The 12,189-nt window shown below is 59.4% G+C and carries 14 protein-coding genes; 7 read left to right on the top strand and 7 right to left on the bottom strand.

Features of this window, described 5'->3' with window-relative positions; genetic code table 11:
- Positions 1 to 113 precede the first annotated feature (113 nt).
- Genes rph through H035_RS0102860 form a run of 3 tightly spaced genes read left to right on the top strand, consistent with a single transcriptional unit; the run spans position 114 to position 1,891 of the window.
- On the top strand, positions 114 to 842 hold the full coding sequence (rph, locus tag H035_RS0102870; RefSeq protein WP_026596205.1) for a ribonuclease PH: 729 nt from the start codon (positions 114 to 116) through the stop codon (positions 840 to 842).
- Complete coding sequence (gene rdgB / locus H035_RS0102865) at positions 839 to 1,450, top strand: RdgB/HAM1 family non-canonical purine NTP pyrophosphatase (RefSeq protein WP_022947500.1); 612 nt, start codon at positions 839 to 841, stop codon at positions 1,448 to 1,450. Before rph ends, rdgB begins: the two co-directional genes overlap by 4 nt.
- Before the next feature lie 6 nt (positions 1,451 to 1,456).
- Positions 1,457 to 1,891, top strand: coding sequence for an HIT family protein (locus H035_RS0102860; RefSeq protein ID WP_022947499.1), 435 nt, complete (start codon positions 1,457 to 1,459; stop codon positions 1,889 to 1,891).
- A 46-nt stretch (positions 1,892 to 1,937) separates the two neighbouring features.
- Here the strand turns inward: H035_RS0102860 and H035_RS0102855 are convergent, their stop codons facing one another.
- The gene (locus H035_RS0102855; protein WP_022947498.1) at positions 1,938 to 2,624 is read right to left on the bottom strand and encodes an O-methyltransferase; all 687 of its coding nucleotides are present in this window, start codon (positions 2,622 to 2,624) and stop codon (positions 1,938 to 1,940) included.
- A 180-nt stretch (positions 2,625 to 2,804) separates the two neighbouring features.
- Between H035_RS0102855 and H035_RS0102850 the strand changes: the two genes are divergently transcribed.
- The gene (locus H035_RS0102850) at positions 2,805 to 3,278 is read left to right on the top strand and encodes a hypothetical protein (protein ID WP_022947497.1); all 474 of its coding nucleotides are present in this window, start codon (positions 2,805 to 2,807) and stop codon (positions 3,276 to 3,278) included.
- Positions 3,279 to 3,287: 9 nt separating this feature from the next.
- Positions 3,288 to 3,821: a tetratricopeptide repeat protein gene (locus tag H035_RS21720; RefSeq protein ID WP_026596204.1), complete on the top strand. Its 534-nt coding sequence runs from the start codon at positions 3,288 to 3,290 to the stop codon at positions 3,819 to 3,821.
- Here the strand turns inward: H035_RS21720 and H035_RS0102840 are convergent.
- Complete coding sequence (locus H035_RS0102840; protein WP_022947495.1) at positions 3,815 to 4,651, bottom strand: RibD family protein; 837 nt, start codon at positions 4,649 to 4,651, stop codon at positions 3,815 to 3,817. The two genes, H035_RS21720 and H035_RS0102840, sit on opposite strands and share 7 nt — an antisense overlap.
- Before the next feature lie 60 nt (positions 4,652 to 4,711).
- On the opposite strand from H035_RS0102840, the gene H035_RS0102835 reads away from it, so the two are divergent.
- On the top strand, positions 4,712 to 5,620 hold the full coding sequence (locus tag H035_RS0102835) for an NAD(P)-dependent methylenetetrahydromethanopterin dehydrogenase (protein ID WP_022947494.1): 909 nt from the start codon (positions 4,712 to 4,714) through the stop codon (positions 5,618 to 5,620).
- 21 nt (positions 5,621 to 5,641) lie between these two features.
- A complete protein-coding gene (locus tag H035_RS0102830; RefSeq protein ID WP_022947493.1) occupies positions 5,642 to 6,547 on the top strand; it encodes an NAD(P)-dependent methylenetetrahydromethanopterin dehydrogenase in 906 nt (301 codons plus the stop codon).
- A gap of 242 nt (positions 6,548 to 6,789) precedes the next feature.
- Here H035_RS0102830 and lnt read toward each other — a convergent pair whose 3' ends face one another.
- The 5 genes from lnt to miaB are packed head-to-tail and all read right to left on the bottom strand — an operon-like array spanning position 6,790 to position 12,054.
- Positions 6,790 to 8,334 (bottom strand): apolipoprotein N-acyltransferase, encoded by a 1,545-nt coding sequence (gene lnt, locus H035_RS0102825; RefSeq protein WP_022947492.1) that lies wholly within the window; start codon positions 8,332 to 8,334, stop codon positions 6,790 to 6,792.
- A gap of 2 nt (positions 8,335 to 8,336) precedes the next feature.
- Entirely contained in the window at positions 8,337 to 9,206 is an 870-nt protein-coding gene (locus H035_RS0102820; RefSeq protein ID WP_022947491.1) for an HlyC/CorC family transporter, read from the bottom strand.
- Entirely contained in the window at positions 9,203 to 9,706 is a 504-nt protein-coding gene (gene ybeY, locus H035_RS0102815; protein WP_152485953.1) for an rRNA maturation RNase YbeY, read from the bottom strand. The genes H035_RS0102820 and ybeY overlap by 4 nt, the downstream gene beginning before the upstream one ends.
- A complete protein-coding gene (locus H035_RS0102810) occupies positions 9,669 to 10,688 on the bottom strand; it encodes a PhoH family protein (protein WP_022947489.1) in 1,020 nt (339 codons plus the stop codon). Before H035_RS0102810 ends, ybeY begins: the two co-directional genes overlap by 38 nt.
- Before the next feature lie 43 nt (positions 10,689 to 10,731).
- Positions 10,732 to 12,054: a tRNA (N6-isopentenyl adenosine(37)-C2)-methylthiotransferase MiaB gene (gene miaB / locus H035_RS0102805; RefSeq protein ID WP_026596201.1), complete on the bottom strand. Its 1,323-nt coding sequence runs from the start codon at positions 12,052 to 12,054 to the stop codon at positions 10,732 to 10,734.
- Positions 12,055 to 12,189 lie beyond the last annotated feature (135 nt).

The raw sequence follows: 12,189 nt of genomic DNA, 5'->3' as shown, positions 1-12,189 counted from the left end.
AAGCAGTCTCTGAAAATTCGAGTTGGGAACTGCTTGCCTCGGCCATGTCGGGAGGAGAAATCCATGATTCCAAGGTATACTCTCGATATTTTCATCGTTTCAAGGATTCATTCATGCGACCTAGCAGCCGACAACCGGACGAATTGCGTCCCATCCGATTCACCTGCCATTACACCAAACACGCCGAAGGCTCGGTACTGGTGGAATTCGGCGATACCCGCGTCCTCTGCACCGCCAGCATAGACGAGCGAGTGCCGCCGTTTCTGCGGGGCCAAGGGCAGGGATGGGTCACCGCCGAATACGGCATGCTGCCGCGCGCCACCCACGAGCGTACCCACCGCGAGGCCGCCCGGGGCAAGCAAGGCGGGCGCACCCAGGAAATTCAACGCCTGATCGGGCGCGCCCTCCGGGCGGCCATGGATCTCCGGGCCTTGGGAGAGCGATCGATCATTATCGACTGCGACGTCCTGCAAGCCGACGGCGGCACCCGCACCGCCGCCATCACCGGCGGTTTCGTGGCATTGTCGCTGGCGGTGGAAAAACTCCTCCAAACACGCAAGCTGAAAAAGAATCCCCTCCACGGTCAGATCGCCTCGGTATCGGTGGGCATCTATCGCGGTGTTCCAGTGCTGGATCTCGACTATCGGGAAGACTGCGAGGCCGAAACCGATATGAACGTGGTCATGAATGACGGCGACGCTTACGTGGAAATTCAAGGAACCGCCGAAGGCCATCCCTTCCGCAAGGACGAACTCCAGGCGATGCTGGCATTGGCCGATAAAGGCATCGGCGAACTGCTGGAACATCAACGCCAAGCGCTGATCCTGGCAGGGGTGGAATGAGCTCGTCGGTATCGGAGTCCCAGCGCATCGTTCTGGCCAGCGACAACCGGGGCAAGGCGCGAGAAATCCAAACCATGCTGGCCTCCCGGGCCATTCGGGTGCTCCCCCAGAATGCCTTCGCCGTTGCCTCCATCGAGGAGACGGCGCCCACCTTCGTGGAGAATGCGCTGCTCAAAGCCAGGAACGCCGCCCGTTATACCGGACTGCCGGCACTGGCCGACGACTCCGGTCTGGAGGTAGAGGCACTGGCCGGCGCGCCCGGCATTCACTCGGCCCGTTACGCCGGCGGCGATGCCGACGATCAGGCCAACACTAGCAAGCTGCTGCAGGCCTTGGAAGGTTTCGAGGGCGAGGAGCGCGGCGCGCGCTTCCGCTGCGTACTGGTCTTTCTACGCCACCCTTACGACCCCAGCCCGCTGATCGTCGAGGGCGCTTGGGAAGGCCGCATCACCGAATCGCCCCGGGGCCAAGGCGGCTTCGGCTACGACCCGGTGTTCTATCTCCCCGACTTGGACCGCACCGCGGCGCAATTGTCGGCGGAGGAGAAAAATCGCCTGAGCCACCGGGGAAAGGCTTTGCAGCAATTGATCCGCAGATGGAGAAACTAGCTGCCGATGCCTACAACCGCCTGCCCTTTGTGCCAATCCGAATCCGCCGATATTTTGTGGCGAAACGCGTTGTGCCGCGTTCTCTGGGTCGAGGACGACGATTATCCCGGCTATTGTCGTGTCATTCTCAATTCCCATCGACAAGAAATGACCGATCTGCCGGAATCCGAGCGTCAAGAATTGATGGCGGTGGTTTTCGCCGCCGAGGCCGCGCTGAGGGAAACGGCCCGGCCCGACAAAGTCAATCTCGCCAGTCTGGGCAACCAAGTGTCCCATCTTCATTGGCATGTCATTCCACGCTGGCAAGAAGACGCCACCTTTCCCGATGCCATTTGGGTCGCGGCAAAACGATCAGGCCGGGTTCAGGTCGACCGGGGGAGGCTTAAACGAGACTTTGCCGCAAGATTGCGGGAGTTACTTTCTCCGCCGGAAAAAACCTGAAAAGCGGCCCCCGAAAACGCGGCACAACCAGTCATTCTGGCCGGACTCAGCGCAATCGCCGCGCCACCAAAACGCCGTCGCGGATGGGGTTGATGAAGGCTTCGAAGTCCGGGTCTTCGAAGATCAAGCGGTTGTGTTCGCGAATCGCCTCGGTCCAGCCGGGAACCACGTCCACGAAATCGTCCACCGCCACCCGTCCATACCACAGGGTATTATCGGCAATATAAAGACCGCCCGGCCGGATACGCTCGCGCGCCAACCGCCAAACTTCCGGATAATCGCCTTTATCCACATCGTTATAGCAAATGTCGAACGCCCCCGGTACCCGTTCGAACAAGGTTTGGGCCCGACCCGTCTGAAAGTGGATTCGATCCCACAAACCGGCGCGGCGCAAGTAGCCCTCGGCCAGATCGCGGTTGGCCGCCGCGCCATCGGTGCAATACACTTCTCCGCCGGGTCCTATCGCGTGGGCGAACCACCAGGCCGAATAACCGTAACCGCTGCCGAACTCGAATATCCGCCGGGCACCGATCATCGCCGCCATCTGCTTGATAAATCCCCCCACCAAACGACCGATGATAGGAAACTCGTGGGCCTTGGCCCGAGCTTCCATCTCGGTGAGAACCGGATCGTCGGTACGCGGTTCCGCCAGACCGCGCAAATAATCTTCAATCTCGGACGCCACTGGGGCTAAAACGGTGGGTGGAACACGGGGATCTTGCAAGCGGCTCATGACTGCCTCCGAGGTGTGGAATCGGTTTTCATCTTACCGCGATCGAACGGTCGGAGAAAATATCACTCGATTCTTCCCTCGGTTGCGGTTGATTTAATCGGCATTTATGCCTAATCTGCCGGATCGGCTCCTTGATCGCCAAATACCTATACCTATAATCTGCCTGGAGGAGAAACAACCATGCAAGAAATTCACAGCACCAGTCTGCTGATATTTCAATCGGCGGTGATTATATCCCTGATTTTGCTGGTGGCGGGGGTGATCAAACCGGGCTGGTTCCTGTTCTGGATGAAGGCGCCCAAACCGTTTTTCATGTTCGCCATCGGTTCGGTGATTTTCATGGGGTGTTACTTCGGCTACGGCCTCAAAGTGGGGTCGCCCCCACCGATCGCCGCGATTCATGCCTTGATCCTGTTTTCCATTCTGTTTCTCGTACTCGGCCTGATCAACCCCAGCTGGGTGTTCGGGACCCCCAAACTCGACCGGATATGGGTGATGGCCATCGCCGCCCTCCTTTTCATGGGGTTCATGACCCTACAAGGTGTCTACTATGGCCCTAAAAAGAAGCGGCCACCCACTCCCGCCCCGGAATCCTCCATTAAGCCACGGGAATTTCCCCAACCCGCTGCCCCCGAGCCGGGTTCCGAATCATAGGAACACGCTGTGCTTTCACGCCTGATTGCCCTCATCGTCTTGGCTTTGCTGCAAAGCGCCTGCTCCCTGGATCCCGTTTTCGCGCCGCAGACACCCGCCCCGGACTATCCTTCTTCACCGACGCCCCCCCCAGAGGCGCAGACATATCCCCAGCCTCCTCCACCGCCGACTCCCGAACCCGCACCGGTGCCGGCGGAGACGCCTCCCGCGCCTACGGTGGAGGCTTCTCCCGCGGTGATCGCCTTGATGCAACAAGCGGAATCCGACCGCCAACAAGGGGACTTGGAGCGGGCAGCCACACGCTTGGAACGCGCTTTGAGAATTCAACCCCGCAACCCCGAACTTTGGCACCACTTGGCCCGGCTGCGCCTGGAACAGCACCAGCCCCGGTTGGCGGAAGAGCTGGCCAAGAAATCCATCAGCCTGGCGAGCGGAGACAAGGACCTCCTGCGTGGCAACTGGCGGCTCATCGCCCAAGCCAGACGCTTGAACAGCGATCCGTCCGGCGCCCGGGAGGCGGAACGACAGGCGGCCCGTTACTGACTGTCGAACTGGGCGAACCATTGCCCCGCTCCGCCGGGACCGGCCGGATCGTAGTAGAGGGAACGCAAGCGGAGATGGCCGATCAGCCCCAACTCCGGTCCCGGCAACATGGTCCGAAATGCCTCGCCCCCCATGAGCTGATGGGTGATGGTTTGATATAATCGATCCAATTGGCCGCTGCGCAGGACGGTATCCAGCATGGCGGGACCGGCAATCAGATAAATGCTACGATACCCCAATTGCCCCAGGATCGAAATCAAACGCCGGCCTTCCACCAAACGGCCGGAACCGGCGAAAATCACCGGATAGCCCTCCTTGCGCCAGGCTTCGACCCGGACCGGATCGGCCCCTTCGCCGGTAAAGAGGTAGACGGGCTGATGATGTATCCGTACCGACTCGGGAATCACGAAATCCAGGCTGCCGCTGGCGATGGCGATCGCCGGTTGAGGCTTCAGTCCTTGGGACTGGCGCCAGGCGACCAAATCCTCGCCCGCCGGATGCGCTCCCAGTTGGAGAATGTTGCCCAGGGTGCCTTCGGCCAATGCGCGCAGATAGCCGCCGTGGGTGATGAGACAATCGGCCTGGGCCTCCAACTCCAGGAACAGACGGAAATCCGCCGGCGTGGTCAAACTCTTGGGCAAATAGGGCTGACCGGTGCGCATGTCCTCCAAAGCGATGCGGCCGTCGAGGCTGGCGAGAAAATTGGCATACACGAAAGGGCGAGGACGCCCCGATAGCCCCAATTCGAACAGGCGATGACCGAGATATAAACCCTTCAGCGGGACTTCGCTGAACGGTGGCGGGTAAAGGCAAAAAATTTGTTTTTGCATAGCTGCCACGTAATAATTGAAGAAATATCTTTAAACGTAACAGAAACAAGGGCCGAGCTCATGGAAAAACCCTATATCTTGCACATGATCACCACCGAAAAGAACTTAAGCCCTTTCGACGTCAACATGGCGCAAGATGCCGGCTGGCAAGTGACGATGCCGTATTTGAACGTGGCCGAAGACGAAGTCCAAAATCTCATCCAAGACTCGATCTTCTCGCGTGGTCCCAAAGGGGTCAAGCGGACCGCCGCTTTCATCGGCGGACGCGATCCGGAAATGGCGGTCAAGATGCTCCAAAGCGCCCAAGGCGCCATGGTGCCGCCGTTTGAAATCTCCGTGCTCGCCGACCCGTCGGGTGCTTTCACCACCGCCGCGGCGATGGTGGCCGCCGCCGAGCGCGAGCTGGCCGACAAATTCGATACCGAACTGGCCGGCAAACGCGTGTTGATTCTCGCCGGTACCGGTCCGGTGGGACAAATCGCCGCCGTCCTATGCGCCAAGGCCGGTTGCGAGGTCACCATCATGGGGCGGCAAAAAGAAAAATCCGAACGCATCGCCAAACTTTGCAATGAATGCTTCGGCGAAGGGAAGACCTCGATCGGCGGTGAAGGCAACGACCGGTTGGATTCCTTGCTTCCCGAAGCCGATCTCATCTTCGCCACCGGTGCCGCCGGCATCCAATTGCTGAGCGCCGATCAGGTCGCCGCCGCCCCCCATCTGAAGGTCGCCGCCGACGTCAACGCCGTCCCCCCCGCCGGGATCGCCGGCATCGATGCGATGGCGGACGGCGCAGCCATTCCGGGTTCTTCCGGCGGTGCCGTGGGCATCGGCGCGCTTGCCATCGGCAACGTCAAATATCAGGCCCATCACCGGCTTCTGAAGCAGATGCGCGAAACCGACAAGCCGGTTTATCTCCATTACGATCAGGCCTTTGCCGTCGCCCGCGATTTCATCCAGTCCAAACGCTAATTTCCACGAGGCTAACGATTCATGACCACCCGAACCGTACTCCACATGTTAAGCCCCCGCCCCCAAGTCAGCCCCTTCGACATCAACATGGCGGTGGACGCGGGCTTCGACATGATTTTCCCCCACGCCAACGTGTCGCCGGACCAGGTTTACGGCCTGACCCAGGACATCATCTTTTCCCGCGTACCCAAGGGAGTGAAGGAAACCGCTATTTTCATCGGTGGCCGCGACATCGGTATCGCCCTGGATATGATGGAAACCGTCAAGAAAGCCATGGTCCCGCCGTTCGAGGTATCGGTTCTGGCCGATCCTTCCGGCGCCTTCACCACCGCCACCGCCTTGGTCGCCTCGGTGGAGAAGCAGCTCAAGGAAAAACACGACCTGGAAATGAAAGACTGCCGGGCAGTTGTTTTCGGCGGCACCGGACCGGTGGGCATCTCCACCGGGGTCATCGCCTCCCTGGCCGGGGCCGACGTAACCCTGGTGGACCATTTGAGCCTGGACACCGCCATGCAGACCGCCGCGGAATACAGCCGTCGCTGCGGCTGCCATCTGAAAGGCACTTTTTCCAGTTCCGGCGCCAGCAAGTCGTGGCTGGTCAACCGCGCCGACATCCTCTTCAATACCACCAAGGCCGGCATCCAGGTATTGGATAAGGAAATGCTCGAAGATACCACCCGGCTGAAAGTGGTCGGAGACGTCAACGCCGTCCCGCCGGCGGGAGTCGAAGGCGTGAAAGCGAAGGACATGGGCGCTCCCCTGTCCACCACGCCCAACAGCCCCGATGCGGTGAGCGTCGGCCCCCTGGCCGTGGGCGGCATCAAATACAAGCTTCAGAACGCCATGCTGCGGGATCTTCTCCGCACCGAAGAACACGTGTACTTCGACTTCCGGGAAGCCTTCACCCGGGCCCGGAGATTGGTGTAATCCGCAGACGTTTCACAAACCCTCCTATCTCCCTCTCCCGCTGGCGGGAGAGGGCCAGGGTGAGGGTGGTTTAAATCACAAAATACCTTTTATTTCAATTAGATCCACCCTCATCCTAACCTTCTCCCTCCAAGAGGGAGAAGGGGACCCATACTTTTGTGCGACACTCTTTCCGAACGAGTCTGTCACAAAACATACAAGGGTCGGGGTGAGGAGGGTGGTATCAAAAAACAGAACCCCATCTATTCGGTTGCATTGCCCTTCTTTCGATCGAACACCACCCAACCCAAGATTCCCAACATCCCCAGCCACAATGGCCAATCGCCCCAAATCACATAGGGGGTCGCTCCGGCCAAGGGAACGATGGTTTCCGTCAAGGAAGTCCGAACGAAAGAAGCCGCCTGCGCCTTCACCTTCCCCCTTGAATCGATCACTGCGGTGATCCCGGTGTTGGTGGCGCGGAGCAAATAGCGCCCCCCTTCCAATGCCCGCATTCTGGCCATTTGCAGGTGCTGATGGGGCGCGATCGTATCGCCGAACCAAGCGTCGTTGCTGACATTGACCATGTAGGCGGCCTCCGGCAGTCCCACCAAGGCGTCGCGGGCGAAGGCATCCTCGTAGCAGATGGTCGCCGCCACCGGAAAACCGGCCGCTACGATCAATGCTTGATCGTCGTCGCCGGCACTGAAGTCGGACAGGGGAATTTGGAGCACCTCCAGAATGAACCCCAAAAGCGAACGCAAGGGCAAAAACTCCCCGAACGGCACCAAATGCCGCTTATAGTAACGTCCGGATGCCTCGCCCAGACCGATCAAGGCGTTGTAGTAACGATCCGTCGCCGATTCCAGCATCGGCACGCCGACGAGCAAATCGCTTCCCCGAGCTGCGGCTTCCCGCTCCAGAGGCAGGAACAATCCTTCCCGAACTTGATGATAAAACGCCGGCACGGCGGTCTCCGGCCAGACGATCAAATCCGCCCCCCAGTTCCGGCGGGTCATGTCCAGATAGGCGGCCAAAATCCGCCTTCGGGTCTCCGGCCGCCACTTGAGATCTTGGGAAATATCGCCCTGAAGGAGAGCGACTCGAAAAGGATCGCCGGCGGGTTGGGTCCAAGGAACGGCTTTGAAACCCGCCCCCGCCAGCCAGAGGATTACCGCCACCGCGACCCAATGGCCCGCTTGGCGATTTTGCGTTGGGAGAGCTTTCGCGCGCCAAATCGCCCACAGCACTGCGGCGGTCAGCACGGTCAGCCAGCCGGTTCCGTATTCCCCCACCAAGGGCGCGAATCCGGCCAGGGGGGCATCGATCTGGCTGTAGCCCACCTCGAGCCAGGGAAAACCGGTCAACAGCCATCCTCGCAACCATTCCACCCCAATCCATATGGACGGCAAGACCAACATCGGCCGCCAGTTCGCGGGGTCGGCTTCCCAGCCCTTTGCGTTGCGCTTGAACAACCAACCGGTGAACGCGCTCGCCACGGCCGGATACAAGGCGAGAAAGGCGACCAGCAGCACCGTCAACCCGCCCGCCGCCGCAACCCCGGCGCCGCTGTATCGATGCATGCTCACATACACCCACCAAACCCCGACCCCGAATTGCCCCAGGCCGAATAGATAGCCCAGGGCGAACGCCCGACGCGGGCAAGGCGTCTGCCGCCATATCAGATGGAAAAGCCAGGCCAAAACCAGAGGCGCCAGCCATGACTGGCCATAGGGGGCGAAAGCGAAAGGAAGCAAGGCACCTGCAATCAGCGCCTGGAACAATTGGGCCCGATAACCGGCCAGCACAATCAGGCCTCCATGTCGTAGCCGTGCTTCGTGTCGGGCTCCTTCAGCTTCACCTTCAATAAATGGACTCGGCGCTTGTTGGCGCGCAGCACCTCGAACAAGAACGAATCCAATGCCACCTGTTCCCCCCGCTTGGGGACGTATCCCAAGGTGTGGACGATCATCCCGCCGATGGTATCGAAATCCTCGGCGCTGAAGTCGGTATCGAAATAGGCATTGAACTCTTCGATCGGGGTAATCGCCTTGACGGTAAAGACTCGATTGCTGCGCCGGAAGATGTACTCTTCCTCCAGATCGTGTTCGTCGGCGATATCTCCCACGATTTGTTCCAGAATATTCTCGATCGTCACCAGACCCGCGGCGGCGCCGTACTCGTCGATGACGATGGCCATGTGTTGGCGGCGCATCCGGAACTCGCGCAACATCACGTTGAGACGCTTGCTTTCGGGAACGAACAAGGCGCGCCGCATCAGTCTTTTGACGGGAATGTTGAATTTCCGGCGCAGGACGTAGGGCAGCAAATCCTTGGCCAACAAAATCCCAACCACCTGGCTGCGGTCTTCGCCGCTCACCGGGAATCGGGAATGGGCGGTATCGATTACCACCGAGAGAATGTCTTCCAGGGAAGCGTCTTGATGGAGTACGGCCATCTGCGCCCGCGGCACCATCACGTCGCGCACCCGCAATTCGGAGACCTTCAACACCCCTTCGATCATGGGCAAGGCCTCGCTGTCGAGGAGTTCGCGTTTTTGAGCATCCCGCAAGATTTCCATCAAATCGTCGCGGGTCTTGGGTTCGCCGGAAAAGAAATGACTCAAACGTTCGACCCAATTTTTTGAGTCGCTTATCTCATCGGCCTGCTCGTCGTTCATGATCGTTCAATTACCTCAATCGACAAATAGGGATCTTCAAAACCCAGCTGGGACAAAATTTTCCTTTCGAGGGACTCCATCATTTCCGCCTCCTCCGTAGCGATATGGTCGAAACCGCGCAAATGCAGCACCCCATGGACCACCATATGGGCCCAGTGAGCCGCTTCCGTCTTGCCCTGGGCTTGCGCCTCGCGAGCGACCACCGGCGCGCAGATCACCACGTCTCCGAGAAACGCCAGCGGCACGCCGGCGGGGGCTTCGAACGGAAAGCTGAGGACATTGGTGGGACGGTTCCGATGGCGATAGCGCTGGTTGAGGACGGTGATTTCCGCCTCGTCCACGATCGCCAGGGAAACTTCGGCCGACTTTCCCTCTAAAGCCGCATCGACCCATTGGCGCAGCTTCTCCTCGGATGGACAAGGGTGATCGCACCGGATCTGAATATCGACGCAAGCGGTCACGTCAATCTCCTGACGCCAAACGTTGCTGCCGTTTCTCATGGGCCTCGTAGGCGGCGACGATGCGCTGGACCAAGGGGTGGCGCACCACGTCGTTCGCATCGAAATAGGTAAAACCGATTCCCTCGACCCCTTTCAGGACCTCGAGCACGTGCTTGAGTCCCGAGGGCCGACCTTTGGGCAAATCCACCTGGGTCACGTCCCCGGTGATCACCGCGGTGGAACCGAACCCCACCCGGGTCAGAAACATTTTGATCTGTTCGATGGTGGTATTTTGAGCCTCGTCCAGGATGATGAACGAGTCGTTCAGGGTCCGCCCGCGCATGAAAGCCAACGGCGCCACCTCGATGACATTGCGTTCGATCAGTTTCAGGACGCGGTCGAAACCCAGCATTTCATACAGCGCATCGTAAAGCGGCCGCAGGTAGGGGTCGACCTTCTGCGCCATATCGCCCGGCAGAAATCCCAACCGTTCCCCGGCTTCCACCGCCGGACGGGTCAATACCAAGCGTTTGACCACTTCTTCTTCCAATGCCGCCACCGCACAGGCCACCGCCAGATAGGTTTTTCCCGTTCCCGCCGGCCCGATGCCGAAGTTGACGTCGAGAGAAAGAATGTTTTTCAAATAACGTTGCTGGTTGGGTCCCCGCGCTTTGATCAACGCCTTGCGCGTACGGATGACGACCGGCGCTTCGACCTCGGACGCCTCCTCCGCATCCAATAGCGCATTGACGCTGGAGTTTTGCAGCGACAAATGCACGTGCTCGGGAGTGATGGTTTCCGAAGTGGTCGCTTGAAACAAGTTGCGGATAAGGAGGGAAGCCGCTTCCGCCGGCTGACTCAAGCCAATGATCCGGAATCGATTGCCGCGGCTGGCGATTTCCACGCCGAGGCGTTGTTCGATTTGTTTCAGGTTTTCGTCGTATTGCCCGCAAAGATTGGCCAAACGCCGGTTATCCGCGGGCTCCAAGGTAATTTGCAGCGTGGTAGATTCGTCTGTCAATGGGTAAGAATTAAGCCCCATAGGGCTGGTTTAACACCTCTATCCAAGTTTTCCTCAGCATAACTTAGACCAATCGCCCCCGCAAGGAGTTCGGCAGCGCGTCGGCGATGACCACCTCGGCAAAGCGTCCCACCAAGGAAGACGGTCCCTGAAAGTTCACCACCCGGTTGTTTTCGGTGCGTCCGCACAATTCCCGCGGATTCTTTCGGGAAGCCCCTTCCACCAGAATCCTGGGACGGGTGCCCACCATTTCGCGGGAAATATCCGCGGCCATCGACTGGATTCTCTGCTGCAGCCGGCTGAGGCGGGCTTTTTTCACCGCCGGGGGCACATCGTCGGGCAGCTCGGTCGCCGGGGTTCCGGGGCGGGGACTATAGATGAAACTGTAGGAATGATCGAATCCCACCCGTTCGATCAAATCCATGGTTTGCTCGAACTCTTCCTCCGTCTCGCCGGGAAAGCCCACGATGAAATCCGATGACAAGGAAAGGTTGGGCCGGACCTGGCGCAGGCGTTCGATTTTCTCCATGTATTCGCGCCGTGTATAGCCGCGCTTCATTCGGGCCAATACCGCGTCGCTGCCCGACTGAACCGGCAGGTGCAGATGATCGACCAATTGCGGGATCGAGGCGAACGCCTCGATCAGATTGTCGTCGAACTCGGCCGGGTGGGAAGTGGTAAAGCGGATCCGCTCGATCCCGTCGATGGCGGCCACTTCGAACAACAACAGCGCCAAGTCGGTCTCCTCGCCGTCTTCACTCTCGCCCCGATAGGCGTTGACGTTTTGTCCTAGCAGGTTGACCTCTTTCACTCCCTGCTGCGCTAAATCCTCGATCTCTTCGATCACATCGCGCACCGGTCGGCTGACTTCGGCGCCTCGGGTATAAGGCACCACACAATAGGTGCAGTACTTGCTGCAGCCTTCCATCACCGAAACGTACGCTTTCGCCCCCTCGGCGCGAGGCTGAGGCAAGGCATCGAATTTTTCGATTTCGGGAAAGGAGATGTCCATGACCGACCGCCGCTCCCGACGCACCCGCTCCAACAGTTCCGGCAGGCGATGCAGAGTCTGGGGACCGAAGACGATGTCCACATAGGGCGCTCGCTGTTGGACCGTTTCGCCTTCCTGGCTGGCGACACAGCCGCCGACGCCGATGATGACCTCGGGCCGCCGTTTTTTCAGCGGCCGCCAGCGGCCCAAGAGGGAAAACACCTTTTCCTGCGCCTTCTCCCGCACGGAACAGGTATTCAGCAGCAAGACATCGGCTTCCTCGGGATCGAGAGTCCGTTCCAGACCGTGGGATTGGCGCAGCACGTCTCCCATCTTGCCCGAATCGTATTCGTTCATCTGGCAACCGAAGGTCTGGATATAAAGCTTTTGGGCCATGTGAAATCCCATCAAACATCAAAATCGGAAAGCAGGCAATTATATCAAACTGCCGTGTTGCCCTGGGGGACGTTTGTAGGCGACAATTGGCCCAAGATGGGTTGACATTTAGTTGTTCCAAACACTCATTGAGGG

The organism is Methylohalobius crimeensis 10Ki (assembly GCF_000421465.1).
In the GTDB taxonomy this organism is placed as follows: domain Bacteria; phylum Pseudomonadota; class Gammaproteobacteria; order Methylococcales; family Methylothermaceae; genus Methylohalobius; species Methylohalobius crimeensis.
The sequence above is the reverse complement of the archived record's forward strand: the minus strand, read 5'-3'. Positions and strand labels throughout refer to the sequence as shown.

What these genes read in the sequence shown, in the direction of transcription:
- H035_RS0102855 (WP_022947498.1), bottom strand. Translation starts at nt 2,624, where the DNA reads ATGAGCCGCTTGCAAGATCCCCGTGTTCCACCCACCGTTTTAGCCCCA.
- H035_RS0102810 (WP_022947489.1), bottom strand. Translation starts at nt 10,688, where the DNA reads ATGGGGCTTAATTCTTACCCATTGACAGACGAATCTACCACGCTGCAA.
- H035_RS0102860 (WP_022947499.1), top strand. Translation starts at nt 1,457, where the DNA reads ATGCCTACAACCGCCTGCCCTTTGTGCCAATCCGAATCCGCCGATATT.
- H035_RS0102840 (WP_022947495.1), bottom strand. Translation starts at nt 4,651, where the DNA reads ATGCAAAAACAAATTTTTTGCCTTTACCCGCCACCGTTCAGCGAAGTC.
- rph (WP_026596205.1), top strand. Translation starts at nt 114, where the DNA reads ATGCGACCTAGCAGCCGACAACCGGACGAATTGCGTCCCATCCGATTC.
- H035_RS0102830 (WP_022947493.1), top strand. Translation starts at nt 5,642, where the DNA reads ATGACCACCCGAACCGTACTCCACATGTTAAGCCCCCGCCCCCAAGTC.
- H035_RS0102835 (WP_022947494.1), top strand. Translation starts at nt 4,712, where the DNA reads ATGGAAAAACCCTATATCTTGCACATGATCACCACCGAAAAGAACTTA.
- H035_RS0102820 (WP_022947491.1), bottom strand. Translation starts at nt 9,206, where the DNA reads ATGAACGACGAGCAGGCCGATGAGATAAGCGACTCAAAAAATTGGGTC.
- H035_RS0102850 (WP_022947497.1), top strand. Translation starts at nt 2,805, where the DNA reads ATGCAAGAAATTCACAGCACCAGTCTGCTGATATTTCAATCGGCGGTG.
- ybeY (WP_152485953.1), bottom strand. Translation starts at nt 9,706, where the DNA reads ATGAGAAACGGCAGCAACGTTTGGCGTCAGGAGATTGACGTGACCGCT.
- rdgB (WP_022947500.1), top strand. Translation starts at nt 839, where the DNA reads ATGAGCTCGTCGGTATCGGAGTCCCAGCGCATCGTTCTGGCCAGCGAC.
- miaB (WP_026596201.1), bottom strand. Translation starts at nt 12,054, where the DNA reads ATGGCCCAAAAGCTTTATATCCAGACCTTCGGTTGCCAGATGAACGAA.